This is a genomic window from Desulfovibrio simplex, from assembly GCF_055387835.1.
This window is the reverse complement of the sequence record NZ_AP042377.1, coordinates 1,154,612-1,169,638: the sequence shown is the minus strand read 5'-3', so window position 1 is coordinate 1,169,638 and position 15,027 is coordinate 1,154,612. Positions and strand designations below refer to the sequence as shown.

At 54.6% G+C, this 15,027-nt stretch carries 11 protein-coding genes; 5 read left to right on the top strand and 6 right to left on the bottom strand.

Annotated elements, in window-relative coordinates; all coding sequences use genetic code 11:
• Nucleotides 1-61: 61 nt before the first annotated feature.
• From ACZ5DH_RS04765 to ACZ5DH_RS04755, 3 genes are all read left to right on the top strand, one after another.
• Complete coding sequence (locus tag ACZ5DH_RS04765) at nucleotides 62-628, top strand: bifunctional transcriptional activator/DNA repair enzyme AdaA (RefSeq protein WP_464255995.1); 567 nt, start codon at nucleotides 62-64, stop codon at nucleotides 626-628.
• 237 nt (nucleotides 629-865) lie between these two features.
• Complete coding sequence (locus ACZ5DH_RS04760; RefSeq protein WP_464255994.1) at nucleotides 866-1,375, top strand: methylated-DNA--[protein]-cysteine S-methyltransferase; 510 nt, start codon at nucleotides 866-868, stop codon at nucleotides 1,373-1,375.
• Complete coding sequence (locus tag ACZ5DH_RS04755) at nucleotides 1,353-2,021, top strand: DNA-3-methyladenine glycosylase family protein (protein ID WP_464255993.1); 669 nt, start codon at nucleotides 1,353-1,355, stop codon at nucleotides 2,019-2,021. Before ACZ5DH_RS04760 ends, ACZ5DH_RS04755 begins: the two co-directional genes overlap by 23 nt.
• 152 nt (nucleotides 2,022-2,173) lie before the next feature.
• Here the strand turns inward: ACZ5DH_RS04755 and ACZ5DH_RS04750 are convergent, their stop codons facing one another.
• The 4 genes from ACZ5DH_RS04750 to ACZ5DH_RS04735 all read right to left on the bottom strand — a co-directional run bounded on the left by ACZ5DH_RS04750 (nucleotide 2,174) and on the right by ACZ5DH_RS04735 (nucleotide 8,466).
• The gene (locus ACZ5DH_RS04750) at nucleotides 2,174-2,683 is read right to left on the bottom strand and encodes a nitroreductase family protein (RefSeq protein WP_464255992.1); all 510 of its coding nucleotides are present in this window, start codon (nucleotides 2,681-2,683) and stop codon (nucleotides 2,174-2,176) included.
• A 740-nt stretch (nucleotides 2,684-3,423) separates the two neighbouring features.
• Nucleotides 3,424-5,718: an FAD-dependent oxidoreductase gene (locus ACZ5DH_RS04745; protein WP_464255991.1), complete on the bottom strand. Its 2,295-nt coding sequence runs from the start codon at nucleotides 5,716-5,718 to the stop codon at nucleotides 3,424-3,426.
• 22 nt (nucleotides 5,719-5,740) lie between these two features.
• Nucleotides 5,741-7,372 carry a glutamate synthase-related protein gene (locus ACZ5DH_RS04740; RefSeq protein WP_464255990.1) on the bottom strand — a complete coding sequence of 544 codons (1,632 nt, stop codon included), beginning with the start codon at nucleotides 7,370-7,372 and terminating at the stop codon, nucleotides 5,741-5,743.
• A complete protein-coding gene (locus ACZ5DH_RS04735) occupies nucleotides 7,360-8,466 on the bottom strand; it encodes a class II glutamine amidotransferase domain-containing protein (RefSeq protein ID WP_464255989.1) in 1,107 nt (368 codons plus the stop codon). The genes ACZ5DH_RS04740 and ACZ5DH_RS04735 overlap by 13 nt, the downstream gene beginning before the upstream one ends.
• 625 nt (nucleotides 8,467-9,091) lie before the next feature.
• On the opposite strand from ACZ5DH_RS04735, the gene ACZ5DH_RS04730 reads away from it, so the two are divergent.
• Nucleotides 9,092-9,760, top strand: coding sequence for a B3/B4 domain-containing protein (locus ACZ5DH_RS04730; RefSeq protein WP_464255988.1), 669 nt, complete (start codon nucleotides 9,092-9,094; stop codon nucleotides 9,758-9,760).
• Nucleotides 9,761-10,022: 262 nt separating this feature from the next.
• Here ACZ5DH_RS04730 and ACZ5DH_RS04725 read toward each other — a convergent pair whose 3' ends face one another.
• Nucleotides 10,023-12,128, bottom strand: coding sequence for an HD domain-containing phosphohydrolase (locus ACZ5DH_RS04725; RefSeq protein ID WP_464255987.1), 2,106 nt, complete (start codon nucleotides 12,126-12,128; stop codon nucleotides 10,023-10,025).
• Between the two features lie 8 nt (nucleotides 12,129-12,136).
• Entirely contained in the window at nucleotides 12,137-13,210 is a 1,074-nt protein-coding gene (locus tag ACZ5DH_RS04720; protein WP_464255986.1) for a transglutaminase-like cysteine peptidase, read from the bottom strand.
• A 254-nt stretch (nucleotides 13,211-13,464) separates the two neighbouring features.
• Here ACZ5DH_RS04720 and ACZ5DH_RS04715 point away from each other — a divergent pair, with 254 nt between their 5' ends.
• Nucleotides 13,465-14,838: a dihydrolipoyl dehydrogenase family protein gene (locus ACZ5DH_RS04715; protein WP_464255985.1), complete on the top strand. Its 1,374-nt coding sequence runs from the start codon at nucleotides 13,465-13,467 to the stop codon at nucleotides 14,836-14,838.
• Nucleotides 14,839-15,027 lie beyond the last annotated feature (189 nt).

The following is a 15,027-nucleotide window of genomic DNA, read 5'->3' as shown; positions in this document are numbered from 1 at the left end:
CGAGTAAGACTCTGAATCGCCACCGTGCTATATCGGGTCTGAAAACGGAACGAGGCTTCACATGACCGGATTTTCGGACGATACCATGTGGCAGGCGGTGGTTGACTGTGATTCCGCATATGACGGGAAATTCTTCTACGGCGTAAAAACTGTGGGCGTGTACTGCCGCCCTTCGTGCAGGTCAAAAACTCCTCTGCGAAAAAATACCGTGTATTTTATGCGTGAAGAAGAAGCCGTGCTCGCAGGATTCCGTCCCTGCAAGCGGTGCCGACCGGAACGTTGCGGGCAAGCGCCTGCCGCGGGCCTTGCCGAGCAGGCCAAAAAACTTATTGACGATCACTACGGCAAACGCACACTACTGATGGCAGAGTTGAAAAAGTTGGGCGTTACGCAAAGCCATCTGGCTGCCGTGTTCAGGCAGCAGTATGGCATGACGCCCATGCGCTATCTGGGCAGCAGGCGCGAACAACAGGCAAAAATACTATTGGCCGAAACAGGCGCGTCCATCATTGATATTGCTGCCGCCATTGGCTTTGACAGCTTGTCAGCATTTTATGCGTTTTTTAAAAAGCAGGCAGGCACGACGCCACATTTGTTTCGCGTCCAATCAAAATCTCAGAAAGCATGAACCCGTAACGGAGACGCCACAGCATGGTTTGCCACAAAGATTGCCTATGCAGCAAACCCGTACTTGTGTAGTTTCGCTTTCAAACGTTTTGATGCTGCGTGAAAGCCGCCCGTCGCGAAGGTACGAGAGTAATGTCTTTACGCAGTGCTGCACCATAAAGGTCGTACAGGGCATTGAGAGTGCGTATTTTTACTGTGAATCTGCCCGCATTGTCCTGAACAGGAAAGGAGATGCTCGATGAAAAACATGGCGTTTTACACTTTTCCCATCGGAAAAATCGGCATAGCCGCCGATGATGGGGGCATATGCGGGGTGTTTTTCAGCACTGAAGCCCCACCTGAAGGCTTTGAACAGGCGCAAACGCCCGTGATACAAATGGCCGCTGTACAGCTTGGTGAATATTTTGAGGGCAAACGCAAAGAATTCGACGTGCCTTTGCACCTGGGCGGCACCGAATTTCAGGCCGCCGTGTGGCGGGTTCTGATGACCATTCCTGCTGGCGAAACCCGCAGCTACAAAGACATTGCGGTAATGGTGGGCAAACCAGGCGGAAGCCGCGCGGTGGGGATGGCCAACAACCGCAATCCTGTCGCCATTATTGTGCCCTGCCATCGTGTCATCGGGCATGACGGAAGCCTGACGGGTTACGCGGGGGGACTTGCCATAAAGCAGTATCTGCTGGAACATGAAAAAATCTGGCAGCCTGCCAGAACTGAAAAAAAGCATGACCAGTACAAGTTATTTTGAATATGGCGAAAAAGAAAAGCAATGGCTCAGGTCACGTGATCCTGTCCTGTCTGCCGCCATGGATGAAATCGGACATATTCACCGCGAGGTGCAGCCCGATTTGTTCAAGGCGCTCATAAATTCCATTGTCGGCCAGCAGATATCCACAAAGGCCCACGTGACCATTTGGAACAGGATCCAGGAGCGGTTTGCCCCCATCACACCAGAAATTTTTGAAAATCTGCGTGCTGAAGATATACAGACCTGCGGCATTTCCATGCGCAAGGCATTGTACATCAAAAGCATCGCCGACGCAGTTCGGGATGGCGAGCTTGACCTGACGCTTCTGCCAGCCATGACGGATGCAGAAATAAGCGCAAGGCTTGTGCAACTGAAAGGCATTGGCCTTTGGACGGCAGAAATGCTTATGATTTTTTCAATGCAGCGTCCGGACATCCTGAGTTGGGATGATCTGGCCATACAGCGCGGTTTGCGCATGCTGTACAGGCATCGCACGATGACTCCAAAGCTTTTTGCAAAGTATAAAAAGCGCTATTCGCCCCATGCCTCTGTTGCCAGCCTGTATCTATGGGCCATTGCAGGTGGAGCCTGCGCCAGTCTGAAAGACAGCGCGCCAGCAAAAAACAGGGGCGCAAAATCCAGATAATGCCCTGTCTGCACGCTGCACCAGTTGCTCAGTGCGAACTCGCAGGCTTGATACAGTGATGCGCCATACCAAAAAGCGGGTCGGGCCACGAAGATATTCCTGGGCCGACCCGCTTTACTGGTCAGAACTTTGTACACAGCGAGACGCCGTGCCTACCAGCCATTATGGTGAATTTTTTCCGCCTTGTAGCGATCGACTTTGCTGAAAGGCTGTGCAGGGTGCCCCACCACAACCAGAGCCAGTACATTGATGTCCGCCGGGATTTTCAGCAAGTGACGGATGGGTTCCACTCTGTCTTCAATGGGGTGCATGCCGCACCATACCGTGCCCAGATTTTTTCCACGCGCCGCAAGGAGCATGTTTTCCAATGCAGCGGTGCAGTCCTGTTGCCAAAAGCCCGCTTCTTTGGCTTCAGCGGGGTTGGCGCATACCACTATGGCCAAAGGCGCATGGGCTGCCATCTTGGCATAAGGATGCAGTTCGGCAATTTGACCGAGCAAAGCCTTGTCACGCACAACCACAAAATGCCAGGGTTGGCGGTTATGCGCGCTGGGGGCCGCCATGCCCGCGCGCAAAAGGGTTTCCAGGTCAGCTTCACTTACTTCTTCATTTGTAAATTCACGAATGCTGCGACGGGTAAAAATAGCTTCCAGAACGTCCATAATGATCTCTCCTGCAATAAACTGACGTATAATTAGTATACACAGTTTTGGATAAAAGGAAAAGCATGCAAAACAATCGCGCGCCGTGGACAGCTGTCCACGGCGCGCGATTGTTATATATAGTTCTGCCGTTCGAACCGGCCTGTAGCTGTTGTGCTAGAGCAGATTAACTTTGAAATACTTCACATTTCAAAGTTTTCATTCAGTCGAAAAATGCGATTTGCGGTAGCCGTTAGCGGGTCTTTACCGCTTACGGATAGCGACAGCCATCAGTAGGCTGTCCGCTCAATTAACCAATGCTGTCTTTGCGGCAGCCGTTGCTTTAGCCGTTGTGACGCAGGAAGCTACGGATAAAGACAGCCTGAGTAACTACACAGTTCACTCCATACAATCGCTGTCGCCATTCGTAAGGCTCGCAGACTCGCCAACGACTGCCGCGAAGCTACGGATAAAGACGGCAATGAGTTACGCAAAAATCTGACCCTGCGGCAGTGCGCGTATGCGCCCTGAACAGATTATCTTCTTTTCACGCCAGCCGCCAGAGCAGTTGCAGAATGAAACGGCCCTGGAGCAGATACGCGTTGAGATTGTGGATGCCAGCAAGACGACGCCTATGCCCCCACTTCAGATCAGAAAACACTTTATATAATAAAATGTAATAAAGGTTCTAGGGGGTGAAGGAGGAGGCCCTTTTACAAAAGGGCCTCCTCCTTCACAAAGCATCTCAAAACATCATGACTCTAACTCATGTCCCAGTTGGGGTACATGGTCCATATGCCGCAGGGGCAAATGCCTTCACAGATGCCGCAGCCTATGCAGCGGGCTGGATCAGACACGTATTCAAAACCGTTTTCGTCCTGCTTGCGGTCAATGGCTTTCTCCGGGCAGGATTTGAGACACATCTTGCAATCCCTGCACGAACCGCAACTGATGCAGCGGCTGTATTCGTCCTGCGGGCTTGGCAGGTCTTTGTCATGGCATTTGGCAAAGTAGGCCGTGTGCAGCCGGGTTGACGGAACAAGGCGCTTTTCTGCGGGCGCATAGCTTTCGCCGCGCATCCAGGCGTCGGCGGAAAGAGCCGCCTCACGTCCAGAGCCGATGGCGTGCACCAAAAGACCAGGCTTGATAACGTCGCCAACGGCGAAGACGCCATCCATAATGCTCAGGTCCGGCTTGGGCACAAGCCATTCACGGAATTTTTCCAGTCCTTCTGGCAGGAAGGAAAGGTCAGGCGATTCACCCACGGTGATAATGACCATTTCACCAGGAATAAGCCTGCCTTCCTGCGTGATGAGGCCTTTGTCCGTGATTTCCTTAGTTTGCACCGGCCACACAAGCTTACCGCCCAAAGCCTCGATATGCTCAATTTCATGAGCAAAAGCGGCAGGCTTCTGCACATCGACACAGGTAACCAGTTTGGCTCCGGCGGCGTAGGCTCCTGCCGCTGCATCCATGCCAGCATTGCCGCAGCCGATAACAATGACGCTTTCCGGCACCCTGGGGGCTTTACCCTTGTTCACGGCCTTGAGAAAGTCTATGCCAGCCACGATTTTTTCATGTCCCGGCCAAGGGAAGACGCGGGCAACGTGGCCGCCCGTGGCCACAACAAGGGCTGTGTGCTTTTTGCGCAGTTCCGCAAATTTTTTGGCGTCAACTGTGCAGTTGTTTACGAAGCGCACGCCCAGATCTTCAATTCGCTTGAGTTCTTTTTTCAGCAGATCATGGTTCAATCGGGCACGGGGTATGACCTGTTCAAGCTTGCCGCCCATGACAGCGTCGGCCTCATACACGGTGACGTCATGTCCCATGCGAGCCAGTTGCCACGCAGCAGTAAGACCGCCCACGCCCCCACCGATAACGCCAACATGTTTGCCAGTGCGCTTTTTTTCTCTGGGCACCTTTATATCGGCGGAGCAGGAACCGAGCCCGCCAATTTGCACCGGGCTGTCCAACTGTGTGCGCGTGCAACTCTGCATGCAGGGGTTGGGGCATACACTGCCGCAGACAGAGCCGGGAAAGGGCGTGTAATCCAGCACCAGGCGATAGGCTTCATCCACCCTGCCCTCACGCAGCAGGTTAAAGCGTACCTGACTGGGAATGGAAGCCGGGCAGTTGAATTCGCAGGGAGCGGCATAACGCGCGTTTTCCCACAGTGGCACCCGCTGGCGATAATCGCCACGCGCCACAAGCCCATTGACGGCAAAATCATCCGACGCCACATCGCTGAAGATACCGTCAGTAATCCATTCTTTCGCGCGGAACTGCCCGATGCTGCGCATTTCATCATGATCGCGCTCTTCAAAAGGCAAGGGTGTGATTTTTTTCCAATGCTTCCAGACGGAGAGTTCCTTGCGCAACCGGGGCTTGTCGATGGCGGTCAGAAAGTTGTCCAGTCCGGCTTCAAGCCAGGCGATGTCGGCATCATCAATGACGTTGACGCAGACGTCGTGAGGCAAATGCCCCACCGGGCCGCGAAAATATACCACGCCGCCCACCATGCCCACACACGAACGCTCACCCATTATGGACGGCATGGTCTGGCTTTCATAGCCGCAAATGACAGCCTTGCCTCCGCCCATAAACTCGAAGGAAAAGCTGCCCACGCTCTTGAGAACCCACAATTCGGGAGCCGAATATACAGGGTCATGCTTCATGAGTGAGCCGGAACGCGTTCCCGCGCGTCCACCGATGTACACAACACCCGCAGCGGCGCAGTGAGCCGCCGTGTCGCCGGCGTCTCCGCGCACAGTAATGCGGCCGCCCGCATTGAGCCAGCCCACATCAGCCGGGGCCGAACCTTCAACAAGAACTTCAGTGTCGGGCAGGCACATGGATCCAACCCGCTGACCGGGATTATTCACGGTGAACGTGAGCTTTTTTCCGTCCTTGTTCCACAGGGGCCCGCCGATATCGTGTTGCCCCGATGCCTCGATATAAAAATCCGTCTCGCCCTTTTCCACTGCGGCCTCAATGGCCAACAGAAGATCCTGGGTGGACATCCGCTTGTGATTTTGCAGTGTATTTACGCGCAACATACTGTAATCCTCGTGCAAAGTACTAGCAGGCATACTGAATGCCCAGTTTGTCGGCCACGGCTTTGTCTGTGGCTACCAGCGCATCCGAACGTCCGACCGGCATGGAACTGTTGCCCACCGGGGCCAGCAGTTTGCGCAGTTCGGCATCAAAAGCCAGCATGTAGTCCACAATGTTTTGCGCGCCCCTGTCCACGTCAAGACGTTTGACCAGACGTGGATCCTGAGTGCAGATACCCGTGGGACATTTGCCCGTATTGCAGGCGTTGCAACGCCCCTGCTCATTGCCAACGCAGCCGAGCAGCTGAATGAGTATTTTGCCGATAATAACGCCATTGGCTCCGAGACAGATCATCTTGAAGGCGTCGGCCGCGGCGTTGCCCGAAAGGCCGATGCCGCCACCCGCCCACAGGGGAATCTGCCCTTGCAGCCCCTGGGCCACGGCTGCCTGGTAACAGTCACGCAGTTTGGATACGATGGGATGGCCCGTATGCTCCAGCGATACCTCGTTGGCAGCGCCAGTGCCGCCCTGTATGCCGTCGATGAAAAAACCGCCGCAAATCTTGTAGGGATCGCGCAGCAGGTTGTGATAAACGGAAACGGAAGTGGCCGATGCGGCGCACTTGATGGCCACAGGCACACGAAAACCAAAAGCCGCATTGAGCGAAAGGTGCATTTTCTGCACCGACTCTTCAATGGAATACAGGCCCTGATGGTTCGCCGGCGAATGCAGGGTGGCCCTGGGCACGCCACGGATGGCCTGAATGTGCGGCGCAACCTTGGCCGCGGGCAGCAGGCCGCCGTCACCCGGTTTGGCCCCCTGCCCTATCTTGATAAGCACGCCCGCCGGGTCTGTTTTCATGCGGGGCATGGCCCTGATAATGCGGTTCCAGCCGAAATGACCGGAGGCGATTTGCAGGATCATATACTTCAGTTGTTCAGATTCCAGCAACTTGCTCGGCATGCCGCCCTCACCGGAACACATCCGCACGGGCATGCCGCATTTTTCGTTCAGGTACGCCGTGGCAACGGCAATGGCTTCCCAGGCTCTGGTGGACAGTGCGCCAATGCTCATATCACTGAATATGGCCGGGTACACCCAATTTACCGTAGGGGTGCGGTCAGTGAGTACAAGGCTTGAGCCCTCGACACGCAAGGGCAGTTCTTGCGCCAGCATGACGCGGCCCAGAGGGGAACGGATATCAAAGGTATGCCGTTCTGAATCCAGCGCGGGGTCAGTCATCTGGCTTATGCGGCCCACAACAATGGAATCAAGCGTGCGCGGCATGGCAAGATTGCTGCGCCCGCCCCGCTTGATGGGGCCATGACGGCGCGCCAGCACGGGAAAGCGCTGGTCGACATTGCGCACAGGGCGAATCGCGCTATTGGGGCATATTTTTTCGCACATGCCGCAGCCGACGCAGGCATGCTCGATGCTGGACTTCTGTGAAATGACGGGCCGGGCCATGTGCTCCTGTGAAGGATCAGGAAAGGCCTTGCGCGAAAGCGTCACACTGCGGCGCATCATGGTCACTTCAATGGCGTTGAATGTACAGGCGGCCACGCAGGAACCGCACATGGTGCACATTTCCGGACGGTAATCTATCTTCCAGCGCAGATCGTTGACGCTGACATCCTGAGTTTTTACTGATTCCATCTTTGCACCGCCAGATCGTTGTCAATGACCACCATTTCCCTTTCGTGCGGATAGATGTCTTCCGCCACATTCCTGTCGGGCATAATGGCATTGAGGCCACACACCTCTGAAGCAATCGCCACCATGTCCTTGTCACGGCCGACCACCACAGGGCGCAGCTTTTTCGAGTCGCAGCAGGTCATCATCCTGCCGTCGGGCAGCAGGGCGATAACGGTGTTGGGGCCGTTGATCTCAAGATGGGCAAGAGATTCGCGGATGAGCCCCAGCACCTTGCTGTCGGCGCGCTGCTCGGCTTCAACAAAAGGCAGGGGCGTGATGACATGCTTGTAGTACCGGATGGGCCACTTGAGCTCGTGCAGCACGTAGTGCAAAGTGTAAAGAAAGTTCTGTGAGTCTGATTCAAAGCCAATATAGCCTCTGTGCAGGGCTTTCTGAAACTCTTTGTTCTTGGTGAAAAAGGTGTTTTCGCCGTTGGCGCAGAGGGTGTATCCCTGAAGAAAGAAAGGATGGGCCGCATAACGCACAATGGCGTAATTGGTGTTCTGTCTGCACTGCGTGACGATGTTTCTTGCGGTGAGACGGCCATCATCGTTCCAGAGACGAAAATAGGTGGCGATATCCGCTGGATCGCCGATTTCTTTCAGCGTCAGCACGTCGGGCCAGAAGGAAAACACAAAGCCGTTGCCGTCTTTTTCCAACAAGGCGCGCAATTCAAGGCGCGTGTCGAGCAGGAGGTCTTCACGTTCAGCCTGGCTACGGTAGCGGTATATCTCGGGATACTCGTAATTGCGAAAAACGTAGCGCGGCATGGCTTCAATCTTCAGGCCGGGTTTTTTGTCCACTTCCGGAACCCACTGCGCCACCTGCACAAAACCTTTTTTTTCCATGAAGTCGTTGGCAAGCTGCACGCCCAGGGGAGTACAGGCCAAAGAAAGCAAAGGCTTATCCTTGTAGTGGCTGAACACGCCCTCAAGGTCCTGCATGACCATGGCGAAGCCGGAGTTATCGTGTCCTTCCTGTTGTGGCAACATGAGATTGAGCGCCACTGAGGGGGGCACTGGCGTTTTGCTCTTGATAGAGCCGATTCTGCACATATCTGTAACCTCGGTAAAAAAGCGTCACGGAAAGACCGGTCCGCAATACGCGGCAACCGCAACACTGATGTACCCGCAATGGGGGAGGCGCCAATTGAAGGCTCCATTGGGCGCAAAAGCGCAACCAACGAGCGGTGATCGAAATTCGGGTTCTACAGCCTTGGGGAGGCCGGGCAATCAGAGAGATTGCCGAAACCTTGCTGGCGGGCAATTTCGGTCACTGTCACAGGGGGGAAATTGACCTTGCTACAAACGGCAATGATAAGCAAGAACTTCCAGGGGATAATTTTTAAAAATTCTTTTCCCCTCCAATCAGGCCCTTGGCGTCAGGGTACACCACTTTTTCAGTGGGGCCAGGAGGCAGCGGCATTCAGGAGATTTTTACGGTCCAGATGCGGGGATGCCACCACACACAAACAGCAGGGTGTTGGCATGCATTGCGGGAGCAGGTCTGGCATCTTTTGTGCCCCGTGTTTGCTCCAAGGTCACAAAAAATGCCTCGCTTGCGCCACGACCGAATACATTTTCTTGCCGAAGCGCAATAAATCTCGTACGATACCAGTAGTTTTCATTAGTTGGAAAAGAACACCAGTGTGTTGCCGCCACTTGGAAGCAAGGAGATCTCATGCTAATGCCAGCTATCAGCATTGACGAAAATTTGAAGAGCGCCTGGCCTGCAACGCATGTGGGTTGCCTCTGCTACTCCGTTGACGTCTATCCCAAAAATCAAGAGCTCTGGGATTATTATGAAAACATCTTTGCCCCTTTGCTGGGGCAAAAACTTGCCACCACAGCCTTACCGGATATACCCAATATTGCCCCGGCTCGCGCCGCCTATAAATCCTTTGGCATTGATCCGGGCAGACACAGGATTTCATCCGAAGCCCTGTACCGTCGCGTACGTCAGGGAAAAGCCCTGTACCAGATCAACTCTCTGGTTGACGCCAATAACCTGGTATCACTTGAAACAGGCTTCCCACTGGGGTCATATGATGCCGCACACATCGGGCAGAAAATTGTTTTACGTCTTGGCCAACCGGGTGAAGGCTATGCCGGTATTGGCAAATCGGCCGTGGCCCTTGAAAACATGCCCGTGTTCGCCGACGACACGGGTCCCTTTGGCAGCCCCACAAGCGATTCGACGCGAGCAATGATCACTGGCGCCACCAAGAAGGCGATTACGGTTATTTATTCTTTTTCAGGTCTGGACGCGCTGATTGGCTGCCTTGATTTGGCAAAGCGCCATTTCCAACGTTACGCTTGTGTCGAGGAGCCACTTGTTGCTGTGGTTTGATGCGACTAGAGCATTGTAAATTTGAAAAATGTCAATACTCTGAAGCGGCACAAAAGTGCAAAGCGCCGTAATATGGCGCGGATTCAGCCTAAATTCGCATTTTCAACAGAATGACAAATTGTAATGTGAAGCATTTCAAACTCAATCAGATCTAATATTTAGTGCCTTTTGAATACGCAATAATAAAAATGCGCCGGAGTCCTCCAAATGGGCTTCCGGCGCATCTGAACCGCAAAATGGTTTGAGGCTTGGTTTCTTCGCGCTACATCTCGCTGTGAACAGGGTTTGAAGATGCGTCCGCTCCGGCGGAAATGGCTTTTTTCAAACTGTCATTGGACAAGGCCGCCAGCTTTGCCACAACGTCCTGGTCAAAGCCCGGATCATGTTTGAGCAACGCGACAGCTTCCTGTGGATCCATGCCCGCCCTGTAGGAACGCGAGCTGACCATGGCGCAAAAAGCGTTGACCACCGCCAGAATGCGCGCATTGGGCGTGATGTCGTCGCCGCGCAGCTGACGCGGCTGGCCGGTGCCGTCAAGCCGCTCTCCCATCTGGTACACGGCATCGGGCACTGGCAGGCCGAACTGCAAATCTTGCAGAACCCTGTAGGCGTATTCTGGCGCGCGCATGACTTCGCTCTGCTCTTCCGGGGTAAGCTTGCCCGTCTTGGTCAGCAGTTGATGCGGCACAAAAATCTTGCCCACCTGAGAAAGGCGGGCCGCGAGGCGCAGTGTCTCTTTATTTTCATTTGAAAGATCCATGGTCGTGAACAGAAGGTCCACCACCTGCTCCATTTTCTGCGAATGTCCAATAAGGTTCACATCCACGCTTTCAATGGCGCGCACCAGTGCCGCAGTACTGCTGGCCTGCCGCTCGCGGGCGGCCTCCGCCCTGCGCCGGAACTCCGTGATATCCTGAAAAATGCCCACACATCCGCCCGAAACAGGTGATTCCATCTGCAACCTGTCTTCAAAGGGAAAAAGCGTAACCCGGTACAAACGGGTTCCCTGGGGCTGATCAAGCGATATCTCGATACTGCCTTCAGTCTTGTTTGCTGCCACCGTGTTCATGCCTTCCAGCAGGGTTGCGGCGGCGGCAGACGGCAGCAGGTCAGCAACACCGCAACCAGCTATATCTTCCTCCGTCTTTGCGACGATGGTATTAAAGGCAGGGTTGCACATCTGAACCTGTCCCTGGCTGTTGACCAGCAGCAGTCCCGCCTGAAGCGAAGCGTTTACGCTGTCCAGCATAAGCTTTTGCTGACGTATGAGAAGGTAGAGGCGCATAAAATGATTGGCCGTTGTGCGATAGGCGCGCCCAGCAATACTGGCCCACACCAGGGCAACCAGCAGGGCTGTTCCCAGACTGCCGAGAATACCAAGGCCGTAAATCTGATGGGCCTGATTCTTCAGTACCGCGTCAACCTCACTGGCAGGAACTTCCAGAACGACCCACCAGTCAAGTCCGCTGATATAGCTGCCCAGAGAATACACTTCGCCCTGTTCCCCAATACCGGGCCTGCGCTTGAACGTGAAGTTGCCCTTATCCAGCTGTACCTCTGTCGGGAGCAGTTCTGCCTTGCCGCCACGCAGGCTGATGGCCTGTATGGCCTTGCCTTCACTCTGCACAATGCAAGGCCGGATTTCCCTATGCTGCTCCTGACTCAGCGACAGAAAGGACGCCAAGGCCCTGTCCACGGGAATTGTGGCCAGCAGAGCCGCAACAGGTTTGGTGCTGCCCTGCCCCAGGACTTCGTAGAGCGGATCAACCATGTCGATGACAAGATTCTGCCCAAGAACGCGCACCGGACCAAAGGTCAGCGCTTTGTCGCCCACCGCTCCGCGTACCAGTTCCGTCTGCATTTCTGTTAAGGGAGCATCCTGATCCTGCGCAACCAGGGGCTGACCATTGGGCATGACAATACGGGCTGATGTCCATTGTCTGCTACGGACAAAATCCCGCAAAAGATCCTGCATGTAAGGCAGTTGTTCGGCCAGCGAGCGCAGGGCCTCCTCAGTGCTTGATTCCGCATCGGGAGCCGCCAGTTTTATGGCGCCGTCAGATCCAAGGTTTGAAACATCGACAGCAAAAAGTCGGAACATTTCAGCCGAACTGATAAAACGTGACTGCTCAGCAAGACCATTGTGCCATGAATGGATGGCCTCCAGAGACTTGTCCATCCAGACCTGCTCCATATCACGCTGATTATTCAGTATTTCTTGCGTGACATTTCTGATCTGGAGCGTGCACAACACATACGCCACAGCGGAGGCCACGACGAAAAGCGCCAGGCTGACCGCTACAATTACAGCTTTTTTCAGGCGGTACTTGCTGGCCACGCTTTGGGCGTCCATTTCCTGCATCTTCATTTTGTTACCTACCTTACTTTGCGACCTTTAAGGTGCGCCCAGCGGCCCACTTCATTTACCGAGTACTGTGGGCTGTACTGTCTGATCCGACTGTGGGACAAAATAGCATTACTAAGATTGTCAAGTATATAGGCGTCACCGTCCATGTATACAGCCAAAACGGCGTGCGCCAGATTTCGCACGGTATCGCGAACGACCACTATGCGCATGTTTTCGTAGGGAATGCCCAACTCTTTAAGCGTAAAATACTTGACTATGGCGTAATCTTCGCAATCACCCGACTTTTTCAGAAACTCTGCCGGTATGGCCCAGTAATCCTCAACGCCCCAGTTTACGATATCTTCCTTGTAGGGCCAGGTATTCCAGAATGCGTTGACATAGCGCAGGAGCTCCATCGGGCTCTTCCCCTGCGTTTTTTCTTTAAAACTGTCCCAGGTGACATTTTTTTTAAAATATTTGCCTGGAATGAAAATGGGGTCTTTCGCATTGCGTTTGAGCAGATCAAGCCAATTGGGCAAGGAAGAAAGCGGCCTTTTAAACTCCACGGTTCCAAAAAGCTGAATCTTGGCGCCGGACGCGCCGGGTTTTACGCTTGCAGGATCGGCAGGCGACGCTGACGCAGCCGGGGCGGGTGCGGACGCCTCGTCCCTGGCGTCTGAGACTGTATCCGAAAGAGTATCGTTATCCGCATCCGCAAGAGAAGCATTGCTTTCATCCTGCGCGGCAGCAACTGCGGCATCCGCTGCCGCATCCTCATCAAGCGGCGGCGTGGGACTTTCTGTCTCCGTCTGGGCGGCCCGCTGGGCAGAAGGTCGCGAAGGACGCGGTGGAACCCGCCTCTCGGGCGTATACTGTGGAGCGGGCTCCAGCTGGTCAACCCTGTCAAACGTTGTCGTTATGGGACGGTCTGGGGCATAATCGTCGCCAACAAGTCCACCGGCAACAATCACCGTGCCCGCACGTGGTTCTGCATTGGCGGTCGCAGGGGTAAAGTGCCGCCAGGCAAATGCCGCCAGCAGAAATACCACTGCCACAATCAGGGTCGTTATCAGGGAAAAACGCAGTTGGCGGTTATTTTTCATGTAGGGATTTATGGTGCAGTTGCGCGAAAGTGTCGGTTCTTCTTTTCGTAAACCATAGTGTACAGGTTGTCGCGTCCAAATGCAAAAACGGCTTTAGCCTTTGAAACTCGCGCCTGGTTTCCCCTTCCGGCGCTTACGCGACATCTTTGCAATGGACCTTTACCCTGCCGATGGTATAGATTCCTACGACTGCACAGGATTGCGGGTCAAATTGCCTGTAAGCGTGGACAACAGAAAGCATGTCGGAGAAAAACATGAACAAGTTTGATGTGGTCATTATTGGCGGCGGGCCTGGCGGGGTAAAAGCTGCCCGCGTTCTGTCCGATGGCGGGGCAAGCGTCGCCGTTGTCGAGAACGCCCATTGGGGTGGCGTATGCCTGAACTGCGGCTGCATACCCACTAAAATGCTGCTGGGCGCCACTGCTCCCAAAGGGCTGCTGCGCGGCCTTGAGCGCCAGCGTGTGGCCAGGGGCGCCATTGAAATAGATTACGACGCATTGCAAAAGCGTATTCAGCGGTTTACCCGAGGCTCCGCGCAAACCTTGGCCAAAGGGCTCGAGCAGGCCGGAGCTGTTTTGTTCAATGGCCGTGGCCGCTGCGCAGGCCCGCGCCTTGTCGAAATTCTTGACGCAGAGGACGCTGTCAGCGCCACCCTTGAGGCCGGTCATATCATTCTGGCCACTGGTTCACGCTCCGCGGCTTTTCCTGGGCTCAGCCCCGATCATGAATCCGTGCTGGACAGTACGGATATGCTTGCCATACCCACGGTGCCCGAAAGCCTTATTGTCGTTGGCGCAGGAGCCATTGGCCTGGAAATGGCCGATTTTTTCAACGCCATGGGCTGCAAGGTAACAATTGTGGAAGCCGCTGCACACATTGCCCCCACTGAAGATACTGATATTGCCGCCGAGATGCAAAAACTTCTCGGCAAAACGGGCATTACCTGCATCTGCGGGGTCAAGGCGTCCTCGCTGCTCACACGCGATGGTCAGGCTGTGCTCACCCTTGAAGACGGAAGTGAACTGCGGTCCGAAAAAGCTCTTGTGGCTGTGGGCCGGACGCCCAATACAGAGAATCTCGGCGTTGACAAAGCCGGAGGCACGCTCAATCCGCGCGGTTTTGTGAGCGTAAACGAATATCTCATGGCCGCACCCGCCGTGTATGCCATCGGCGACGTAAACGGGCTGACCCTGCTGGCCCACGCCGCCGAACATCAGGGCGACTACGTCGCACGGCATATTCTTGAAAAAGACCCCGACCCCTACGCATCCGGCCCTGTGCCGTCGTGCGTATACGGCAGCCTTGAAATCATGCGGGTCGGCATGAATGAGCGCCAGGCCCTGGCGGAAGGCGGCGAAATTATGGTTTCCCGCGCCCAACTGATGTCCAATGCCATCGCCCAGGCAGGCGGAGATGCCTGCGGATTTGTGAAAATCATATGGCGTAATGGCACTATTGCGGGAATATCCGCATTGGGACACGGCGTTTCCCACCTTGTGACTGTGGCCCAGCTGTTGCTGCTCGGCCAGTACTGTGAAGAACGCCTGCACTCCTTCATGTTTGCGCATCCGACTCTGGATGAAATTTTACGTTCGGCCCTGGAGGCCCCTCGCCAGGCAATTGGTTGATGCCTCACATGCAGATCGTTTCAGCGGCGTCTTGATTTTATGTTGCGGGATTTGTCATCCAAAATCGTGACGTCGCTGACACGTTTTTTGTGCCTGTGTGAATTTTGGGAACCCAAAAGCCTTGTCAGACGCAGCAAAGTTGGAGTAACTATTTTTCCCGCAAAAAAATCAGAGTGGTTTTTATAGCGC

What these genes read in the sequence shown, in the direction of transcription:
- ACZ5DH_RS04765 (WP_464255995.1), top strand. Translation starts at nt 62, where the DNA reads ATGACCGGATTTTCGGACGATACCATGTGGCAGGCGGTGGTTGACTGT.
- ACZ5DH_RS04760 (WP_464255994.1), top strand. Translation starts at nt 866, where the DNA reads ATGAAAAACATGGCGTTTTACACTTTTCCCATCGGAAAAATCGGCATA.
- ACZ5DH_RS04755 (WP_464255993.1), top strand. Translation starts at nt 1,353, where the DNA reads ATGACCAGTACAAGTTATTTTGAATATGGCGAAAAAGAAAAGCAATGG.
- ACZ5DH_RS04750 (WP_464255992.1), bottom strand. Translation starts at nt 2,683, where the DNA reads ATGGACGTTCTGGAAGCTATTTTTACCCGTCGCAGCATTCGTGAATTT.
- ACZ5DH_RS04745 (WP_464255991.1), bottom strand. Translation starts at nt 5,718, where the DNA reads ATGTTGCGCGTAAATACACTGCAAAATCACAAGCGGATGTCCACCCAG.
- ACZ5DH_RS04740 (WP_464255990.1), bottom strand. Translation starts at nt 7,372, where the DNA reads ATGGAATCAGTAAAAACTCAGGATGTCAGCGTCAACGATCTGCGCTGG.
- ACZ5DH_RS04735 (WP_464255989.1), bottom strand. Translation starts at nt 8,466, where the DNA reads ATGTGCAGAATCGGCTCTATCAAGAGCAAAACGCCAGTGCCCCCCTCA.
- ACZ5DH_RS04730 (WP_464255988.1), top strand. Translation starts at nt 9,092, where the DNA reads ATGCTAATGCCAGCTATCAGCATTGACGAAAATTTGAAGAGCGCCTGG.
- ACZ5DH_RS04725 (WP_464255987.1), bottom strand. Translation starts at nt 12,128, where the DNA reads ATGAAGATGCAGGAAATGGACGCCCAAAGCGTGGCCAGCAAGTACCGC.
- ACZ5DH_RS04720 (WP_464255986.1), bottom strand. Translation starts at nt 13,210, where the DNA reads ATGAAAAATAACCGCCAACTGCGTTTTTCCCTGATAACGACCCTGATT.
- ACZ5DH_RS04715 (WP_464255985.1), top strand. Translation starts at nt 13,465, where the DNA reads ATGAACAAGTTTGATGTGGTCATTATTGGCGGCGGGCCTGGCGGGGTA.